General features: G+C 62.2%; 18 protein-coding genes. 10 read left to right on the top strand and 8 right to left on the bottom strand.

What is annotated here, in order from left to right; all coding sequences use genetic code 11:
• Position 1 precedes the first annotated feature (1 nt).
• Positions 2 to 466 carry a 50S ribosomal protein L13 gene (gene rplM, locus N7E70_RS19825; protein WP_067962880.1) on the bottom strand — a complete coding sequence of 155 codons (465 nt, stop codon included), beginning with the start codon at positions 464 to 466 and terminating at the stop codon, positions 2 to 4.
• 220 nt (positions 467 to 686) lie between these two features.
• The gene (locus tag N7E70_RS19820) at positions 687 to 1,145 is read right to left on the bottom strand and encodes a PaaI family thioesterase (RefSeq protein WP_263007366.1); all 459 of its coding nucleotides are present in this window, start codon (positions 1,143 to 1,145) and stop codon (positions 687 to 689) included.
• Positions 1,146 to 1,326: 181 nt separating this feature from the next.
• Between N7E70_RS19820 and N7E70_RS19815 the strand changes: the two genes are divergently transcribed.
• The 5 genes from N7E70_RS19815 to N7E70_RS19795 all read left to right on the top strand — a co-directional run bounded on the left by N7E70_RS19815 (position 1,327) and on the right by N7E70_RS19795 (position 5,004).
• Positions 1,327 to 2,148 carry an enoyl-CoA hydratase gene (locus tag N7E70_RS19815; RefSeq protein WP_182573821.1) on the top strand — a complete coding sequence of 274 codons (822 nt, stop codon included), beginning with the start codon at positions 1,327 to 1,329 and terminating at the stop codon, positions 2,146 to 2,148.
• A gap of 2 nt (positions 2,149 to 2,150) precedes the next feature.
• Positions 2,151 to 2,573 carry a VOC family protein gene (locus N7E70_RS19810; protein ID WP_067962870.1) on the top strand — a complete coding sequence of 141 codons (423 nt, stop codon included), beginning with the start codon at positions 2,151 to 2,153 and terminating at the stop codon, positions 2,571 to 2,573.
• A 67-nt stretch (positions 2,574 to 2,640) separates the two neighbouring features.
• Entirely contained in the window at positions 2,641 to 3,162 is a 522-nt protein-coding gene (locus tag N7E70_RS19805) for a CoA-binding protein (protein ID WP_263007365.1), read from the top strand.
• A 145-nt stretch (positions 3,163 to 3,307) separates the two neighbouring features.
• Complete coding sequence (locus N7E70_RS19800) at positions 3,308 to 4,591, top strand: O-acetylhomoserine aminocarboxypropyltransferase (protein ID WP_067962865.1); 1,284 nt, start codon at positions 3,308 to 3,310, stop codon at positions 4,589 to 4,591.
• A gap of 68 nt (positions 4,592 to 4,659) precedes the next feature.
• A complete protein-coding gene (locus N7E70_RS19795) occupies positions 4,660 to 5,004 on the top strand; it encodes a cupin domain-containing protein (RefSeq protein WP_182573822.1) in 345 nt (114 codons plus the stop codon).
• A 3-nt stretch (positions 5,005 to 5,007) separates the two neighbouring features.
• Here N7E70_RS19795 and N7E70_RS19790 read toward each other — a convergent pair whose 3' ends face one another.
• A complete protein-coding gene (locus N7E70_RS19790) occupies positions 5,008 to 5,655 on the bottom strand; it encodes a CatB-related O-acetyltransferase (RefSeq protein ID WP_182573823.1) in 648 nt (215 codons plus the stop codon).
• A 31-nt stretch (positions 5,656 to 5,686) separates the two neighbouring features.
• Positions 5,687 to 6,289, bottom strand: coding sequence for a class I SAM-dependent methyltransferase (locus N7E70_RS19785; protein ID WP_263007361.1), 603 nt, complete (start codon positions 6,287 to 6,289; stop codon positions 5,687 to 5,689).
• Between the two features lie 296 nt (positions 6,290 to 6,585).
• On the opposite strand from N7E70_RS19785, the gene N7E70_RS19780 reads away from it, so the two are divergent.
• The 4 genes from N7E70_RS19780 to N7E70_RS19765 all read left to right on the top strand — a co-directional run bounded on the left by N7E70_RS19780 (position 6,586) and on the right by N7E70_RS19765 (position 11,999).
• On the top strand, positions 6,586 to 7,218 hold the full coding sequence (locus N7E70_RS19780; RefSeq protein WP_067962859.1) for an ATP-dependent Clp protease proteolytic subunit: 633 nt from the start codon (positions 6,586 to 6,588) through the stop codon (positions 7,216 to 7,218).
• Positions 7,219 to 7,518: 300 nt separating this feature from the next.
• Entirely contained in the window at positions 7,519 to 8,793 is a 1,275-nt protein-coding gene (gene clpX, locus N7E70_RS19775) for an ATP-dependent Clp protease ATP-binding subunit ClpX (RefSeq protein ID WP_067966693.1), read from the top strand.
• Between the two features lie 335 nt (positions 8,794 to 9,128).
• On the top strand, positions 9,129 to 11,543 hold the full coding sequence (lon, locus tag N7E70_RS19770; protein ID WP_067962855.1) for an endopeptidase La: 2,415 nt from the start codon (positions 9,129 to 9,131) through the stop codon (positions 11,541 to 11,543).
• A 183-nt stretch (positions 11,544 to 11,726) separates the two neighbouring features.
• Entirely contained in the window at positions 11,727 to 11,999 is a 273-nt protein-coding gene (locus N7E70_RS19765; protein WP_018427423.1) for an HU family DNA-binding protein, read from the top strand.
• A gap of 91 nt (positions 12,000 to 12,090) precedes the next feature.
• On the opposite strand, the gene N7E70_RS19760 is transcribed toward N7E70_RS19765, so the two are convergent.
• Positions 12,091 to 12,510 (bottom strand): DUF6636 domain-containing protein, encoded by a 420-nt coding sequence (locus tag N7E70_RS19760; protein ID WP_263007360.1) that lies wholly within the window; start codon positions 12,508 to 12,510, stop codon positions 12,091 to 12,093.
• A 169-nt stretch (positions 12,511 to 12,679) separates the two neighbouring features.
• Between N7E70_RS19760 and N7E70_RS19755 the strand changes: the two genes are divergently transcribed.
• Complete coding sequence (locus N7E70_RS19755) at positions 12,680 to 14,050, top strand: IS1182 family transposase (protein WP_192316544.1); 1,371 nt, start codon at positions 12,680 to 12,682, stop codon at positions 14,048 to 14,050.
• Positions 14,051 to 14,213: 163 nt separating this feature from the next.
• Here the strand turns inward: N7E70_RS19755 and N7E70_RS19750 are convergent, their stop codons facing one another.
• The 3 genes from N7E70_RS19750 to N7E70_RS19740 all read right to left on the bottom strand — a co-directional run bounded on the left by N7E70_RS19750 (position 14,214) and on the right by N7E70_RS19740 (position 17,645).
• The gene (locus N7E70_RS19750; RefSeq protein WP_263007359.1) at positions 14,214 to 15,308 is read right to left on the bottom strand and encodes a M24 family metallopeptidase; all 1,095 of its coding nucleotides are present in this window, start codon (positions 15,306 to 15,308) and stop codon (positions 14,214 to 14,216) included.
• A gap of 91 nt (positions 15,309 to 15,399) precedes the next feature.
• The gene (locus N7E70_RS19745; protein WP_263007363.1) at positions 15,400 to 16,992 is read right to left on the bottom strand and encodes an ABC transporter substrate-binding protein; all 1,593 of its coding nucleotides are present in this window, start codon (positions 16,990 to 16,992) and stop codon (positions 15,400 to 15,402) included.
• The gene (locus N7E70_RS19740) at positions 16,992 to 17,645 is read right to left on the bottom strand and encodes a helix-turn-helix domain-containing protein (RefSeq protein WP_067962845.1); all 654 of its coding nucleotides are present in this window, start codon (positions 17,643 to 17,645) and stop codon (positions 16,992 to 16,994) included. The genes N7E70_RS19745 and N7E70_RS19740 overlap by 1 nt, the downstream gene beginning before the upstream one ends.
• Between the last annotated feature and the right edge of the window lie 67 nt (positions 17,646 to 17,712).

Raw genomic sequence — 17,712 nt, 5'->3', positions numbered from 1 at the left:
ATTACGAGGCCTTCTTGTTCTTGGCGTTCAGCGCGCCGACGTCGAGCGTCACAGGCTGCTGGGCGACATGCGGATGGTCGGCGCCTGCATAGACGCGGAGATTCTTCATCTGGCGACGACCGAGCGGGCCACGCGGGATCATGCGCTCAACGGCCTTCTCGAGCACGCGCTCAGGGAAACGGCCTTCGAGCAGCTGGCGCGCGGTGCGCTCCTTGATGCCGCCGGGGTGGCCGGTGTGCCAGTAGTACACCTTGTCGGTGAACTTCTTGCCGGTGAACGCCACCTTGTCGGCGTTGATGATGATGACATTGTCACCGTCGTCGACGTGCGGGGTGAAGGTCGGCTTGTTCTTGCCGCGGAGGATGTTGGCGACGATGGTGGCGAGACGGCCGACGACGAGACCTTCGGCGTCGATCAGCACCCACTTCTTCACCACGTCCGCAGGCTTCTGCGAAAAGGTTGTCATGGTTTTATGCTTTCGGTTCGGACCTTCAAGAGAAGGCGTTTCTTGTTGCTTTCATTGGCGTTCGGCCAGGGCCTGCCGCCAATAACAAAACGGCGGCCTTTGCGGACCGCTGCTTTGGATGGGCTTATAGGCGAGGGCTGATGGCCCGTCAAGCGAGCCAAAAAAGGCAGTCGTCTTGTAATATGAAGCAAAAACAAGATGTTATGAGTGTGGTATTATTTTACCGCGTCGTTTGGCGCTTCGGCGGGATCGAATAGGTGCCGGTTGCGTGCGCCACCGTCTGCCGGTCCGGGCCGGCGACGATGTCGATGTCGAACACCATCAGGCTCTTGCCGAGCTTCAGAATTCGGCAGTGGCCGTCGATCGGGCCGGCTTCGGCCTTGCGCATGAAGCTGATGTTGAGATTCGTCGTCACCGACAAGGCGTCTGGTCCGGCGTGGCTCAGCACGCAGACATAGCCGCCGATGTCGGCAAGCGTGAACAGCGACGGGCCCGAGACGGTGCCGCCGGGCCGGAGATGGCGTTCGTCGGCGTTGAGGCGCACGGAGCATCCACCCGGGAAAACCTCCGTCACCCGGTAAAAGTCGTACTGTTCGTTGAGCTGAGGGTAGACCTGCTTGAGGAGATCGTTGACCTCGTTCGCCGTCATCGTCGGCGTCAGTCCTTGCTGTTCGGGCATATAGCTCTTTCCATCGACTTTCCCACCATGCGCCCCGGCCCCATTTCTAGGCTTGCCGGATGAACCGTCGAGTTCGCCACGTTCACATGGTTGGGAACCAAGTTTGTGTGCAAACGTATATGGCTGAGGCTCGACTTTGGCGATTCGTCTTTCGCCGCACTGAACTCGCTCAGGGGACACCATGGCAGAAATCGTCGCCATCAAACGTAGCACACCGGAAGGTCCGGTTTGGGCCAGTCTGGATAAGGGCGTGCTGCGTCTGGTGCTCTCCAATCCGCCGGCTAACGTGCTCTCGGTCGCGACCATGGCAGCACTTCAGGCACAGCTGGATGGCGCCATGGACGACAAGGCGATCCGGGTGATCGTCATCGCCGCCCAGGGCGGCGTGTTTTCAGCCGGCCATGACCTCAAGGAACTGACGGCGCACCGAAGCGATGCCGATCGCGGCCGCGCCTTCTTCGAGCTCACAATGTCGCGCTGCTCGGCGCTGATGCAGTCGATCGTCCGCCACCCCAAGCCTGTCATCGCCGAGGTCGACGGCCTCGCCACCGCGGCCGGCCTACAGCTCGTCGCCAGTTGCGATCTCGCCATTGCCTCCGAGCAGTCGACCTTCTGCACGCCCGGCGTCAATATCGGCCTGTTCTGCTCGACGCCGATGGTCGCGCTCTCGCGCAACGTCTCGCGCAAGCAGGCGATGGAGATGCTTTTGACCGGTGAGACCATCGACGCCACGACAGCGCGCGACTTCGGGCTGGTCAACCGTGTCGTGCCGCGTGAATACCTGAATCACATTGTTGGTAAATATACGCAAACCATTGTTTCGAAATCGCCTTTGACGCTGAAGATCGGCAAGGAGGCGTTCTACGCCCAGGCCGAGATGAGCCTTGCCGAAGCCTATGACCATGCGGCGAAGGTGATGGTCGACAACATGCTGGCAAAGGATGCCGAGGAGGGGATTGGCGCATTCATCGACAAGCGCCAGGCCGACTGGACAGGAGAATAGGTTTGGAACAACGCCTTTCGCTTGTAACACTTGGAGTGGACGATCTCGGCCGCGCCGTGCGCTTCTATGAAGCAATGGGGCTCAGGCGGAACCAGTCGATCACCGAGGGTGTCGCCTTCTTCCAGATGGGGGGCATCGTGCTCGGTCTCTGGAGCCGCGACCAGCTGGCTGCCGACGCCGGCGTTCCCGGCGGCAAGGGCGGTTTCTCCGGTGTGTCGATTGCCTACAACACGCGCTCCGAGGCGGAGGTCGACGAGATCCTGGCGACGGCCGAAAGGGCAGGCGGCCGCATCGTCAAGCCGGCGCAGCGCGCCTTCTGGGGCGGCTGGTACGGCTATTTCGCCGATACCGAAGGCCATTTGTGGGAAGTGGCCCACAATCCCGATTTCCCGATCGCCGAGGATGGCTCGATCTCGCTGCCGTGACGTTTGCGCTCGCTTTCGAAAGCCGGTATCCAGTGCCGTCGAACGACGCGGCCATGAACAACGACAGATGAACCACGACAGCTACGACAACGCCTACATCGCCGGAATCCTGAATGCGGTGAAGACGATCGCCGTCGTCGGCGCGTCGGCCAATGACGTCAGGCCGAGCTACTTCGTCACCAAATATCTGATCGACAAGGGCTACGAGGTCTTTCCGGTCAATCCCGGACATGCCGGCAAGGACATCCTTGGCCGCATGACATATGCCAGCCTTGCCGACATCCCCGCGCCGATCGACATGGTCGATGTTTTCAGGGCGTCGCCTGCCGTGCCAGGCATCGTCGACGAGGTGCTCAAGCTCGATCCGCTGCCCAAGGTGATCTGGACGCAGTTGACCGTTCGCCATGACGAGGCCGCCGCGCGCGCTGAGGCTGCGGGCATCAAGGTCGTCATGAACCGTTGCCCCAAGATCGAATATGCGCGGCTTGCCGGCGAAATCGGCTGGAACGGCGTCAATTCCGGCGTGCTCTCCTCGAAGCGCCCTGTCATGCGCGAGGGTTTCCAGAGTTTCAGCATCCGCGCAAAATAGTCCGGCATTCGTCCGGGTTTTTGCAATGCCGCGCAAATAATCTCTGCCTGCCGCGGCAGATGTGAAATTTTCGTCTTTGCTTTCCGCCGCGGCCTTGGCCAAAGATGCCAGCTGATTTGACGAACCTATTCTTTGGAGGAAAAAGATGTCCCAGCGCGCCCCTGGTTTCAACACGCTTGCCGTCCACGCCGGCGCCAAGCCCGATCCGGCAACCGGCGCACGCGCCACGCCGATCTACCAGACGACGTCCTATGTCTTCGACGATGCCGACCACGCAGCCTCGCTGTTCGGGCTCAAGGCCTTCGGCAACATCTACACCCGCATCATGAATCCGACCCAGGCCGTGCTCGAGGAGCGCATCGCAGCGCTGGAAGGCGGCACGGCGGCGCTTGCCACCGCCTCCGGTCACGCCGCCCAGCTTTTGGTGTTCCACAACCTGATGCGCCCGGGCGACAATTTCGTCGCCGCGACCCGCCTCTATGGCGGCTCGATCAACCAGTTCGGCCATGCCTTCAAGAATTTCGGCTGGGAAGCGCGCTGGGCCGACACCAACGACATCTCGAGCTTCGACAAGCAGATCGACGGCAAGACCAAGGCGATCTTCATCGAGAGCCTGGCCAATCCCGGCGGCACCTTCGTCGACATCGAGAAGATCGCCGACATCGCCCGCAAGCACGGCCTGCCGCTGATCGTCGACAACACGCTGGCAAGCCCCTACCTCATCCGCCCGATCGAGCATGGCGCCGACATCGTCGTCCATTCGCTGACCAAGTTCATCGGCGGCCATGGCAACTCGATCGGCGGCGTCATCGTCGACGGCGGCACCTTCGACTGGTCGAAGTCGGGCAAGTATCCGATGCTGTCGGAACCGCGGCCCGAATATGGCGGCGTCGTGCTGCACGAGACCTTTGGCAACTTCGCCTTCGCCATTGCCGCCCGCGTGCTCGGCCTGCGCGACCTCGGCCCCGCCATTTCGCCGTTCAACTCGTTCCTGATCCTCACCGGCCTCGAGACCCTGCCGCTGCGCATGCAGCGCCATTGCGACAATGCGCTGACCGTCGCCGGCTGGCTGTCCGACCACCCCAAGGTCGAATGGGTGGCCTATCCCGGCCTCAAGAGCGACAAGAACCATGCGTTGATGAAGAAGTATTCGCCCAATGGCGCCGGCGCGGTCTTCACCTTCGGCCTCAAGGGCGGCTACGAAGCGGGCGTCAAGTTCGTCGAGGGCCTGGAGCTGTTCTCGCACCTCGCCAATATCGGCGACACCAAGTCGCTGGTCATCCATCCCGCCTCGACAACCCATCGCCAGCTCTCCGACGAGCAGAAGATCGCCGCAGGCGCCGGACCCGACGTCGTGCGCCTCTCGGTCGGCATCGAGGATGTCAGCGACATCATCGCCGACCTCGAGCAGGCGCTGGCCAAGGCCTGACCGGCCGTGCAAGACTTGGCCCCGGCAGCACGTGCTGCCGGGGCCCTTTGCTGTTTGGGAGTGCGATCTTGCCGCTGTTTCTGACCATCGACGTCAATGGCATCGAGCCGGAAGCAGGCGCGCCGGCAGGCGGCCGTCTGATTTCGGGAGACCCGAAATTCACCACCTGGAATGCCGAGGAGGCAGACGGCGGGCTCTATGCCGGCATCTGGCAGTCGACGCCGGGCAAATGGCGCATCGAATATGACGAATGGGAGTTCTGCCACATCCTGTCGGGTGTCTCCGTCATCTCGGAGGAGGGCGGCGAGGCCCGCACGGTGCGGGCCGGCGACAGCTTCGTCCTCAGGCCCGGCTTCAAAGGAAGCTGGGAAGTGCTTGAAACGACTCGCAAGCAGTATGTGATCCGGCTCTGAGCGTCAGCTTCGCCCCGCATCGAATTTTTCCGACGCCGATGCCAGCGCGTCGATCTCGTTGGCGCATAGCAGCGGCTTCAGCGCCTCGAACTTCTCCGCGGGCCATTCGTAGACCTTGAGCGCCAGCAATCTGTCGACAACGGCCTGCGCAAAACGCGTCTTGATCGGCACGGCCGGATTTCCGGCAACGATCGTGTAGGGCGCCACGTCCTTGGTCACGATCGCGCCCGAGGCGATGATGGCGCCTTCACCGACGGTCACGCCCGGCATGATCATGGCGCGCATGCCGATCCAGGCGCCATCGCCGATGATCGTGTCGCCCTTGCCAGCATAGGCATCCAGAATGAACTCCGGGAACGGATAGAGACTGAACCAGTCGGTGCGGTGCGTGTGGTTGCCGCCCAGCAAGATCACCGCTTCTGCGCCGATGCAGACATAGTCGCCGATGTGGAGCTGGTCGATCGGCCAGGCCGGCTGCCATGCCTTGAGGCTGTAGGCGTCGCCATAGAGATACCGCACCACGCTGTCCTCGAACGATCCCGACCAGGCATCGCTGTAGTAGCTGTGCGTGCCGCGAACATGGATGTTCGGATTGGTGACGGTCTCGTGCAGCAGTTCCACCTTGGACCAGTGCCTGGCGTCGTTTTTCATTGCTTTAGATCCTCGGGCGCACCCCAGCCACTCAGGCTTTGGTGGCGAATACATGAAGCCAGTCGGTTGGCTGGCGGTCGTAGCCGCTGCCTCTGCGGCTGGTGATTTCGATTTGCCCGTTCCAGCCGCGGTCGCCATATGCGCCTGCCAGCCATTCCGGGGAAGGGTAGTTATAGTACCTTCCGAAGCGGTCACGCCCCTCGGCCTCGCCCGCCTTGAAGCTTGCGTAAAACACCCCTCCGCGGACCAGTGCCCGCTGAACACGGGAAATGATTGCCGGTAGATGTTCGCGCGGCACATGCAGAAGGCAGGCATTGGCCCACACGCCGTCATAGGCGTTGATTTCGTCGATGTCGTCAAACAGAAGGACCTTGACGGTTCGGCCAAGGCGTCTCGCGGCCGCCGCCGCGATTGCCTCCGTACCATCTGACGGCGTTACGTCGAAGCCCTCGGCAAGCATGGCCTCGCTGTCTTGTCCCGCGCCGCATCCGAGTTCCAGCACGCGGCCGCCGGCGGGCAGGCGGGCCATGAAGTCGTGGAGACGGTGCCTGCTCGCCGGCTGGCCCCTTGCCGTGTAGGTTTCTGCCTCGTTGGAGTAGAACCGGATCGTTTCCTGGTCGTTGGCTTCCCTCACGATCGCTCCGATAGCTGGTGTCCGCAAAACAGGCCATCGAGATCGTCATCAAGGCCGGATATCCGCTCAACCGACAGCCGAGCGTCATTTGAGAGGAGCCACTACCGCAGCAGGCATGGAAAGTTCCAGTGCCGAGCATTGAGCCAGCTGTCGCAGCGAAAGTTAGCAATAGCTGAAATCACGGGTGTTCACCGGCCTTGCGCAATGGTGAGGCGGCATCCTATTTACAGGGCAAAGCCTCTGAACCGATTCTGCCCGTCCGGCGCCGGAATCCCCTCACGATAAAGGGACAGTCGATGAAGAACCCCGTCGAAACATACATGAACCTCGTTCCGATGGTGGTCGAGCAGACCAATCGCGGCGAGCGCGCCTACGATATCTTCTCGCGCCTGCTCAAGGAGCGCATCATCTTCATCACCGGTCCGGTCGAGGACGGCATGGCGACGCTTGTCTGCGCCCAGTTGCTGTTCCTCGAGGCCGAGAACCCGAAGAAAGAGATCAACCTCTACATCAACTCGCCGGGCGGCGTGGTGACCTCGGGCATGGCGATCTACGACACCATGCAGTTCATCAAGCCGGCAGTATCGACGCTGTGCATCGGCCAGGCCGCCTCGATGGGCTCGCTGCTGCTCTGCGCCGGCCACAAGGACATGCGCTTCGCAACCCCGAACGCCCGCATCATGGTGCACCAGCCCTCCGGCGGTTTCTCCGGCCAGGCTTCGGACATCGAGCGCCACGCCCAGGACATCATCAAGCTCAAGCGTCGCCTCAACGAGGTCTACGTCAAGCACACCGGCAAGGACTATGACACCATTGAACGGACGCTCGACCGCGACCATTTCATGACTGCCGACGAGGCGCGTGACTTCGGTTTGATCGACAAGGTCATCGAAAGCCGCGACGTCGCTGAGGGTGCCACGGCTTCGTGATTGGACGCTGCGACCTGCCTGCAGGGCCACATCTCGCATTTTTGAGGTGCCCTGCGGCATTTCGGACACATTTTGCTGTTCCCTCGATGGAAGCGTCGGCCTACGTTAAGGTGGCGTTGAGCTTCGACGGCTTAGCGTTGTTCAAGGGTGCCGCGACTCGTTGCAGCGACTTCTGGAATGTGAGTGTACGGAAATCGTTGCGGCGGCCAGGGAATGGCGGTGGCGGCGTCCGTCGTTAGATTGCATATGCGCCCCGGAGCCAGACCTTCGGCCGGGCGGCAGTGAAAGGACTTGGACAAGATGAGCAAGGTCAGCAACGGCGGCGGCGACTCCAAGAACACGCTCTATTGCTCGTTCTGCGGCAAGAGCCAGCATGAGGTACGCAAACTCATCGCCGGCCCGACCGTCTTCATCTGCGACGAATGCGTCGAACTGTGCATGGACATCATCCGCGAGGAGAACAAGACCTCGATGGTGAAGTCGCGCGAGGGCGTGCCGACACCGCAGGAAATCCTCAAGGTTCTGGACGACTACGTCATTGGCCAGCCCCACGCCAAGCGCGTGCTGTCGGTGGCCGTCCACAATCACTACAAGCGTCTCGCGCACGCTTCGAAGAGCAACGACGTCGAATTGGCGAAGTCCAACATCCTGCTGATCGGCCCGACCGGCTGCGGCAAGACGCTGCTGGCCCAGACGCTCGCCCGCATCATCGACGTGCCGTTCACGATGGCGGATGCGACGACGCTGACCGAAGCCGGTTATGTCGGTGAGGACGTCGAGAACATCATTCTCAAGCTGCTGCAGTCGGCCGACTACAATGTCGAGCGCGCCCAGCGCGGCATCGTCTACATCGACGAAATCGACAAGATCAGCCGCAAGTCGGACAACCCCTCGATCACCCGCGACGTCTCGGGCGAGGGCGTCCAGCAGGCACTGCTGAAGATCATGGAAGGCACAGTCGCTTCCGTGCCGCCCCAGGGTGGCCGCAAGCACCCGCAGCAGGAGTTCCTGCAGGTCGACACCGCCAACATCCTGTTCATCTGCGGCGGCGCCTTCGCCGGCCTCGACCGCATCATCTCGGATCGCGGCCGCAAGACATCGATCGGCTTCGGCGCCAATGTCGCTTCGCCTGAGGACCGCCGCACCGGCGACCTGTTCCGCCAGGTTGAACCAGAGGATCTGCTGAAGTTCGGCCTGATCCCCGAATTCGTCGGCCGTCTGCCCGTGCTGGCGACGCTCGAGGACCTCGACGAGCCGGCGCTGATCCAGATCCTGACCGAGCCGAAGAACGCCCTGGTCAAGCAGTACCAGCGCCTGTTCGAGATGGAAAATGTCGACCTGACGTTCCACGAGAACGCACTCTCGGCGATCGCCAAGCGCGCCATCGAGCGCAAGACGGGCGCCCGCGGCCTGCGTTCGATCATGGAAGCGATCCTGCTCGACACCATGTTCGAGCTTCCGGCGCTGGAAGGCGTCCAGGAAGTCGTGATATCGGAAGAGGTGGTGACCGGCAGCGCGAGGCCGCTCTACATCTACTCCGAACAGAAGGAAAAGAAGGGCAGCGTCAGCGCCTGAGGCTTGGCGACCCAAGGCTTGGCGACCCGAGGCTTGGCGAATTGCCTGCCGCATGATGCGGCGATACGAACTACCGCTCCAGCGAACGGCGCCCCAGCGGCGCCGTTCCGCATTCTGGGGCTTCATTTTGGGACTTCAGGGAAACGTGTGCCATACCTGTTGGGGATTGGCCTTGATGTTTACCCGGCGAAGCTCCAACTAACGGAGAAGAGGCGATGGGTAGGTTTTCGTGCTGTAATGCCGCGCGGTAATCGGCGGTAGGCGGAACCGTCCATGGTCGTTAATATGAGATTCGCGGTTGGCGCTCGCGCGGCTGCGAAATGAAAGGTTGGACAATGGCCAAAATATCCCGCTCTTCCAGCGAAGGTACCTTCGCAGTCCTGCCGTTGCGCGACATCGTCGTGTTCCCGCACATGATCGTCCCGCTGTTCGTGGGCCGTGAAAAGTCGATCAAGGCCCTGGAAGAGGTGATGGGTCAGGAAAAGCAGATCCTGCTTGCGACCCAGATGAATGCCGCCGACGACGATCCCGAGCCCGATGCGATCTACGACATCGGCACGCTCGCCAATGTGCTGCAGCTGCTGAAGCTGCCGGACGGCACCGTCAAGGTGCTGGTCGAAGGCACGACGCGCGCCAAGATTCAGTCCTTCACCGACAAGTCCGACTTTCACGAGGCCCACGCGCTCATCCTGAGCGAGCCCGAGGAGGAAGAGGTCGAGGTCGAGGCGCTGGCGCGTTCGGTGGTTTCCGACTTCGAAAACTACGTCAAGCTGAACAAGAAGATTTCGCCCGAAGTGGTTGGCGCCGCCAGCCAGATCGAGGACTATTCCAAGCTCGCCGACACGGTGGCGTCGCACCTTGCGATCAAGATCACCGAGAAGCAGGAGATGCTCGGCACGCTGTCCGTCAAGGAGCGGCTCGAGAAGGCGATGGGCTTCATGGAAGCCGAAATCTCCGTCCTGCAGGTGGAAAAGCGCATCCGCAGCCGCGTCAAGCGGCAGATGGAGAAGACCCAGCGCGAGTACTATCTCAACGAGCAGATGAAGGCGATCCAGAAGGAGCTCGGTGAGGGCGAGGACGGCCGCGACGAGGCCGCCGAGATCGAGGCGCGCATCAAGAAGACGAAGCTGACGAAGGAGGCCCGCGAAAAGGCGGATGCCGAGCTCAAGAAGCTGCGGTCGATGTCGCCGATGTCGGCTGAGGCCACCGTCGTGCGCAACTATCTCGACTGGATCCTGTCGATCCCGTGGGGCAAGAACTCCAAGGTCAAGCAGGACCTGCACTTTGCCCAGGAGGTGCTCGACACCGACCACTACGGCCTCGACAAGGTCAAGGACCGCATCGTCGAGTATCTCGCCGTGCAGAGCCGCCAGAAGAAGCTGAAGGGGCCGATTCTGTGCCTCGTCGGTCCTCCCGGCGTCGGCAAGACCTCGCTCGGCAAGTCGATCGCCAAGGCGACCGGCCGTGAGTTCGTGCGCATGGCACTCGGCGGCGTGCGTGACGAGGCCGAGATCCGCGGCCACCGCCGCACCTATATCGGCTCGATGCCCGGCAAGGTCATCCAGTCGATGAAGAAGGCGAAGAAGTCCAACCCGCTCTTCCTGCTCGACGAGATCGACAAGATGGGCCAGGACTTCCGCGGCGATCCGTCGTCGGCGCTGCTCGAGGTGCTCGATCCGGAACAGAACGCAACGTTCATGGACCATTACCTCGAGGTCGAATACGACCTGTCGAGCGTGATGTTCGTGACGACGGCGAACACGCTGAACATCCCTGCGCCCTTGATGGACCGCATGGAGATCATCCGTATCGCCGGTTACACCGAGGACGAGAAGGTCGAGATCGCCAAGCGGCACCTGATGCCGAAGGTTGTCCGCGACCACGCGCTCCAGCCCAAGGAGTTCTCGGTCTCGGAAGATGCGATCCGTGCCGTGATCCAGCTCTACACCCGTGAAGCCGGCGTGCGCAGCCTCGAGCGCGAGCTGATGAAGCTCGGGCGCAAGGCCGTCACCGAGATCATCAAGACCAAGAAGAAGTCGGTGAAGGTCACCGCTGCCAATCTGGACGATTATCTCGGCGTGCAGCGCTATCGCTTCGGCCAGGTCGAAGGCGAGGATCAGGTCGGCGTGGTCACCGGGCTTGCCTGGACCGAGGTCGGCGGCGAACTGCTGACGATCGAAGGCGTGATGATGCCCGGCAAGGGCAAGATGACGGTCACCGGCAATCTGCGCGACGTCATGAAGGAGTCGATCTCGGCTGCGGCATCCTATGTCCGTAGCCGTGCCCTCGACTTCGGCGTCGAGCCGCCGCTGTTCGACAAGCGCGACATCCACGTGCACCTGCCCGAGGGCGCCACGCCTAAGGACGGTCCGTCCGCAGGTGCCGCCATGGCCACCGCGATCGTTTCGATCCTGACCGGCATTCCTGTCAGGGCTGACGTCGCGATGACCGGCGAGATCACGCTGCGCGGCCGCATCCTGCCGATCGGCGGGCTGAAGGAGAAGCTGCTTGCAGCCCTGCGCGGCGGCATCAAGAAGGTGCTGATCCCGGAAGACAATGCCAAGGATCTGGCGGAGATTCCGGAAAACGTGAAGAGCGGCATGGAGATCATCCCGGTTTCGCGGGTTGGCGAAGTGTTGCGTCACGCACTCGTCAGGATGCCGGAGCCGATCGAGTGGACCGAACCGGTCGATGTTCCCGCGGCCAAGTCGGATGCCGGCGAGGATGCCGGCAAGGGCTTCGCTCATTAGTTGTATCTAAAGTCGCCGTCAAAACAAAAAGCCGGGCTCGCGCCCGGCTTTTTCATGTGAAAAAACCCCGGAATTCCGGGCTTTTTGCCCCTTTTCGACTTGGTTGTGCTCGAAGTTTTTCCTAAAGTCCGTGTCCTACCGGCTGAGTCTAATGTCCCGGTTTTCTCATGGAAGGGAATTTGAATGAACAAGAACGAACTAGTGTCCGCCGTCGCCGAAGCTTCCAAGCTTTCCAAGGGCGATGCGCAGTCCGCAGTTGATGCGGTGTTCTCCGTCATCACCGGCGAACTGAAGAATGGCGGCGATGTCCGGCTTGTCGGTTTCGGAAATTTCACCGTGTCAAAACGCGCGGAGTCGACCGGCCGCAACCCGCAGACCGGCGCAGAAGTGAAGATCCCGGCTCGCACCGTGCCGAAGTTCTCGGCCGGCAAGGGCCTCAAGGACGCGGTCAACTGATCGCTTTCCAGCCAAGATACTGATCGAAAAGCCGGGCTTGCCCGGCTTTTCTTTTGCCTGAAGCCAGGCGCGCAGCGGGTGGTCTCGCGCTTCAGTAGACCTGGGTTTTCGACCGGCTGATGAAGAAGCCATGGCCGTCATTGCGGCTGCAGCGCAGCCCGGATCTGTCCGACGTGCAGCTGAAGGGGCCCTTCCTCCAGCTGTTGCCATAGTCGAGCGTGTGCGAGCCGTCGCAGCATCCGCTGTCGCCAACATTCTGATAACGCTTGGCTTTTCCAGAATTCCCGAGGATGAACCTGAGATAGGTCGGCTCGATGCGGTCGCAGCCGAGTTCCGGCCCGCCGTCCTCTGGCTTGTAGACGTCCGAGCCGCCGGCCGGCGTGTACTGGCAGCCGACATTGCCAGAGGGCGTGTCGAAGTAGACAAGGCCGCCGTCGGCCGGGAAGCTCTGTTCCGCAGCCTTTGCATCGATCGAGATCAGGGCGATCACCGCCACCAGCACAGAACGCATCGCCCCTCCAGCGCAACGTCCCAAGGCGCAAGATTGCACCGGAACGCGGCAGGTCGACAATGGGGCGTTGATGGGGTGGCCCGCGTTCAACAAAAAAGGGCCGCTGCGGCGGCCCTCAGACTGCTGACAAACCCCTGGCGAGAGTTGGGGGTTTGTGATTCAGTGGGTGATGTTGAAGCGAGCCGGCCCTGAACAAACCGCACTTGAGATCGTCACGCTCGATCAACTGGTTCCAGTTGATCACCTTCTGCGCAAGATCGATGGTGTTATCGATTTCTCGTTCATCCACGATCTGACAGCGCCGCTTTACTGCGCCGACAATGGTCGCCCGCCACTTGATCCGACCTTGATGTTCAAGGCGCTGTTCATCGGCTACCTGTTCGGGGTGCGCTCGGAGCGGCAATTGGTGCGAGAGATCGAGGTCAATGTCGCCTACCGGTGGTTCCTGCGGCTGAAGCTGACGGACAAGGTGTTCGACGCCTCGACATTGTCGCAGAACCGACGCCGGCGCTACCAGGACGAGACGATCGCGCAGGCGATCTTCGACCGCATTGTCGAGCAGGCGATCGGGGCAGGCTTGGTCGACGGCACGGTGCTCTACACCGACAGCACGCACCTGAAGGCCAATGCCAACAAGGGCAAGTACGACCTTGCCATGGTCGCCAAGTCGCGTGCCGACTACTGGGGCGAGCTCGACCGGGCGATCGATGCCGAACGGGCGTTGCACGGCCAGAAGGCGCTGAAGGAGCAGGAGCGGCAGCCTGCGGTGAAAGAGACGAAGGTCTCGCGCACCGATCCTGAGGCTGGCTATATGGTGCGCGAGGGCAAGCCGAAGGGCTTCTTTTATCTCGATCACCGCACGGTGGATGGCGGCTTCGGCATCATCACCGACACGTTTGCCACGCCGGCCAACGTGCATGACTCGATCGTCTATCTCGACCGGCTCGACCGCCAGGTGGAGCGTTTCGGCTTCGACGTCACGGCGGCGGGGCTGGATGCCGGCTATGCCACGCCAGGCATCGCCAAGGGCCTGGAGGACAGGAACATCCACGGTGTCGTCGGCTATCGCAACCCGACCCGGCCAAAGCCTGGCAAGATGAGGAAGGGCGCTTTCGTCCATGAGCCGGACCTTGACGGCTATCGTTGCCCGCAGGGCCAGTTGCTCACTTACGCCACCACCGATCGCGGCGGTTATCGCCACTACAGGAGCGACCCGACGATCTGCCGCAACTGTCCGCTGCTGGCGTCTTGCACATCAAACGCCAAGGCCGAGCGCACCATCACGCGCCATGTCTGGCAGGATGTCCGCGAGCGGGTCGATGCCAACCGCTTAACCGCATGGGGCAAGGCGATCTATCGACGCCGCAAGGAGACGGTCGAGCGATCCTTCGCCGATGCCAAGCAGCTCTTCGGCCATCGCTATGCCCGCTTCCGAGGGCGAACACGCGTCGCCTGCCAGTGCCTGATCGCAGCCGCCGCCCAGAACATGAAAAAGATCGCAATCAGCCTCTGGCCAAAGCCAAAACCAAGCCTCGCATGAGGCCAAAGCCGGCTCGCAACGGCCTTGGCATCTGCCCCCCGACATCAATCCAAAAGCTCAATCAACCCACAAAACAAAACCCCGCCGAAATTCGACGGGGTTTGTCAGCAGTCTGAGGGCCGCTGCGGCGGCCCTTTGCGAGTTTGGCTGTATTGGCAAGCGCTCAGGCCTTGACCAGGAATGCCTCGCGCGGCAGGTCCGACAGCACCTCGGCGCGGTTGCCGCGCAGGATGACGATCTCTTCCAGGCGCAGTCCGAAGCGGCCCTGCAGATAGATGCCGGGCTCGATCGAGAACACGTTGCCCTCCTGCAGGATCGTTTCCGACGTGCCGGTGATATAGGGCTGCTCGTGAATGTCGATGCCCAGGCCGTGGCCGGTGCGGTGCAGGAAGTTCGGGCCGTAGCCGGCGGCGGTGATGACGTCGCGGGCGGCCTTGTCGACCTCCTTGGCGGCAACGCCGGGCTTTGCGGCGGCGATTGCTGCCTGTACGGCACGCTCAAGCACGCCGTGCACCTCGTCAAAACCTTCCGGCTTGTCGCCGAACACGCCGACGCGGGTCATGTCGGAGGGATAACCGTCCTTGCGGCCGCCGATATCGATCAGCACGGCCTCGTTCGCCTTGAGCTTGCGGTCGCCGGTGTGATGGTGCGGGAAGGCGCCGTTCTCGCCGAAGCAGACGCTGACGAATTCTCCGGTCGCACCATTGGCTGCGTAGAAGTCACGGATGGCCTTGCCGACTTCGAGTTCGGTCACGCCTTCCCTGAGCGCGGCGAAGCCTGCCTTCATGGCACCGTCATTGAGCACTGCGTTCATCTTGAGCAGCGCATATTCGGCCTCGTCCTTCTTGCCGCGCAGGAAGCTCACCGTGTCGTTCAGGAAGCTGCGCGCAGCACCGGGCAGGGCATCGAGCGCAAGCAGCGCGAAATCGGCGCGCATGGTCTCGTCGAGGGCAACCGAGACGGTGGCGCCCCCAACGCCGCAATCGGCGAGAAGCTGCACCAGGGCCGCCTGCGGACCATCGGCATCGGCCCAGGGATAGAAGGGCAATTTGGTGAAGGGGCGCTGGCTGTCGGCATTCAGCGCCGGCATCAGGAAGCCGGCATGCGTCTGCGACACGATCAAAAGCACCGGGCGTTCGTCGCCATGCGGCGACATGCCTGCGAGCCAGACAAGGTGCGAGGAGGGACCAACGACCACCAGGTCGGTTCCCGTCTCAGCCATGCGCTCGCGCAGCCGCGCCATCCGCTCTTCGTACATCGTCTCTGCCTTCTTCGGATTTGGGGAGGGGGAATGTGAGGTGAGGGCGATGGGACCGCCCGCAATGGGCGGTCCCTGCCAGGCCGGCTCGTCAGTTCTTCTTGACGAGGCGGTAATAGACGAAGTCGGAGGTTGCGCCGTTGACATAGCCTTCGACGTTCTTGGCACGCGCCACCTGGGTCGCGGCCTGGAACATGACGACGATCGGCGACTTCTCCTGCACCTTCTTCTGCAGGTCGACATACATTGCGCTGCGCTTGGCCGGATCGGCCTCGGCGAGAGCTGCCTTGGTCTCGTTGTTCAGCTCTTCCGGAACCGCCCAGCTGTTACGCCAGGTGGTGGTCGACTGGTAGTTTCCGTCGGAGTTGTCGGTGTTGTAGGCAAAAGCCTTGGCGTTGGAGTGCGGGTCCATGAAATCGGGACCCCAGTACAGCAGCATCGCCTCATGTGTGCGGGCGCGGTACTTGGTGATCACCTGCGAGCCGGTGCCCGGCACGATGTCGAAGTTGATGCCGGCTTCGGCGAAGCTTGCCTGCAGCGACTGCGCCATGTCGGTGAACGGCGTCGAATTGATGACGTCGAGCGTCACCTTGATCGGCGTCTTGATGCCGGCGTCAGCCAGGATCTGCTTCGCCTTGGCCGGATCGTAGCTGTAGGGCGTCTCGTCGAGCGAACCCGGGAAGCCCTTCGGCCAGAAGGCCTGGTGCGTCTGCATCTGGCCCTTCAGGAACGTGTCGGTCATGCCCTTGTAGTTGACCAGGTGGCGGGCGGCGTCCCAGACGGCCGGCGGTGTCAGCGATTCCGTCTTCTGGTTGAACGACAGGAAGTGCACGGCCGCCTGCGGATAGGTCTCGGTGGTTACCTTGTCGCTGCCGGCAAGCGTTGCGATCTGGTCCGAGGTCAGGTTCTTGGCCATGTCGACGTCGCCCGACTGCAGCAGCAGTTGCTGGGTCGCGGCTTCGGCGACGTGGCGGATGATGACGCCCTTGATGGCTGGCGCGCCGTTGAAATAGTCGGGGTTGGCGGTCAGGTTGATCAACTCGCCGGGGCGGAACGCCTTGAGCACGAACGGGCCGGTGCCGGCCGAGTTCGACTTCAGCCAGGCGTTGCCCATGTCGCCATTGGCCTCGTTGGCCTGCAGCGTCACCGCGTCGACGATCGAACCCGGACGGGCGGCCAGCACGTTGAGCACGAAGGCCGAAGCGAAGTCGCCGGCATATTTGATGACGACCTTGTTGCCGTCGGCCTTGACCATCGAATCGAAATTCTCGGGCGTCCAGCCGAGCTGGGTCAGGATGAAGGCCGGTGCCTTGTTCAGCACGATGACACGCTTGAACGAATAGACCACGTCCTCGGCGCGCAGCGGGTTGCCCGAGGTGAACTTGACGCCGTCGCGCAGCGTGAATGTGATGGTCTTGTTGGCGTCGTCGACGGCCCATTCCTTGGCGAGGCCGGCGGCAAGCGTCTTGGTGTCGGCAGCGTCGTACTGGACGAGGCGGTCATAGGTCTGGGAGACATATTCGCCCGACGAGAACTCGTAGGCCTCGGCCGGGTCGATGCTGACGATGTCGTCGATGTTCTGCGCCACCACGAGCACGCCTGCGGGCGTGGCTGCAAGGCTGATGGCGGGCGTCATCGGCATCGCCAGCGCCGCGGCGAGCAGCGCGGCTTTGAACAGTTTCATCATTTTCTCTCCTTTTTGGTTCCCGTTGTCTTCTCTTCGGCCCGTGAACCGCGCAGGGCCGGATGCTCCGTGCGCGACCTGAACATCGGCAAGGTGCCGGTCCACAGCATGCGCGCGAACTGTTGGGTGTCGTTCGACCAGGAATGCGGACGATTGCCGCGGAAATGCAGGCTGTCGCCGGCCGAAAGCACCATCTCTTCGTCCTCGAGGCGCTGGGTGATCGAGCCTTCGAGGATGAACAGGATTTCCTCGCCTTCATGGCTGACCGTCTCGGAGCGGTAACCCGGCGGGACATTGAGGACGAAGGACGAGAGCACGTTGCCGGTGAAGTCGGCGGCGATGCGCTCATAGACGATCGATGAGCCGTCTACCGAGAATCGGTTGCGCTCGGCCGCGCGGGTCAATCCGTCCTCGGCGCTGGGCGTGGCGATGAAATAATCCACACCCACGTCGAGGCTGCGGGCGATCTGGGCGAGGGTGCCGAGCGAGGGGGTGGCATGATCGCGTTCGACCTGGCTGAGGTAACCGACCGAAATGCCTGCGGCGTCACACAATTCCTGCAATGTCATCGACAGCTGGCGGCGGCGGGCACGGATCAGCGCGCCAACCTTGGGCTGGCTCGACGGCGTGTTTTTGCTGGCCTCCGAGGACACGCTTTTTTGCTCCCATCAAAATTTTTTTGATCTAACCAAAATTTTTTGTATGGTCCAAGCAGAATTT

This window comes from Aminobacter sp. NyZ550, from assembly GCF_025628925.2.
Classification (GTDB): Bacteria; Pseudomonadota; Alphaproteobacteria; order Rhizobiales; family Rhizobiaceae; genus Aminobacter; species Aminobacter ciceronei.
Note: the sequence above shows the minus strand (reverse complement) of the source record. Positions and strands in the feature narration are given on the sequence as shown.

Bases quoted from the DNA above. Each gene is read 5' to 3' on its own strand.
- rplM (WP_067962880.1), bottom strand. From the start codon at position 466: ATGACAACCTTTTCGCAGAAGCCTGCGGACGTGGTGAAGAAGTGGGTG.
- N7E70_RS19820 (WP_263007366.1), bottom strand. From the start codon at position 1,145: ATGCCCGAACAGCAAGGACTGACGCCGACGATGACGGCGAACGAGGTC.
- N7E70_RS19815 (WP_182573821.1), top strand. From the start codon at position 1,327: ATGGCAGAAATCGTCGCCATCAAACGTAGCACACCGGAAGGTCCGGTT.
- N7E70_RS19805 (WP_263007365.1), top strand. From the start codon at position 2,641: ATGAACCACGACAGCTACGACAACGCCTACATCGCCGGAATCCTGAAT.
- N7E70_RS19800 (WP_067962865.1), top strand. From the start codon at position 3,308: ATGTCCCAGCGCGCCCCTGGTTTCAACACGCTTGCCGTCCACGCCGGC.
- N7E70_RS19790 (WP_182573823.1), bottom strand. From the start codon at position 5,655: ATGAAAAACGACGCCAGGCACTGGTCCAAGGTGGAACTGCTGCACGAG.
- N7E70_RS19780 (WP_067962859.1), top strand. From the start codon at position 6,586: ATGAAGAACCCCGTCGAAACATACATGAACCTCGTTCCGATGGTGGTC.
- clpX (WP_067966693.1), top strand. From the start codon at position 7,519: ATGAGCAAGGTCAGCAACGGCGGCGGCGACTCCAAGAACACGCTCTAT.
- lon (WP_067962855.1), top strand. From the start codon at position 9,129: ATGGCCAAAATATCCCGCTCTTCCAGCGAAGGTACCTTCGCAGTCCTG.
- N7E70_RS19765 (WP_018427423.1), top strand. From the start codon at position 11,727: ATGAACAAGAACGAACTAGTGTCCGCCGTCGCCGAAGCTTCCAAGCTT.
- N7E70_RS19760 (WP_263007360.1), bottom strand. From the start codon at position 12,510: ATGCGTTCTGTGCTGGTGGCGGTGATCGCCCTGATCTCGATCGATGCA.
- N7E70_RS19755 (WP_192316544.1), top strand. From the start codon at position 12,680: ATGTTGAAGCGAGCCGGCCCTGAACAAACCGCACTTGAGATCGTCACG.
- N7E70_RS19750 (WP_263007359.1), bottom strand. From the start codon at position 15,308: ATGTACGAAGAGCGGATGGCGCGGCTGCGCGAGCGCATGGCTGAGACG.
- N7E70_RS19745 (WP_263007363.1), bottom strand. From the start codon at position 16,992: ATGAAACTGTTCAAAGCCGCGCTGCTCGCCGCGGCGCTGGCGATGCCG.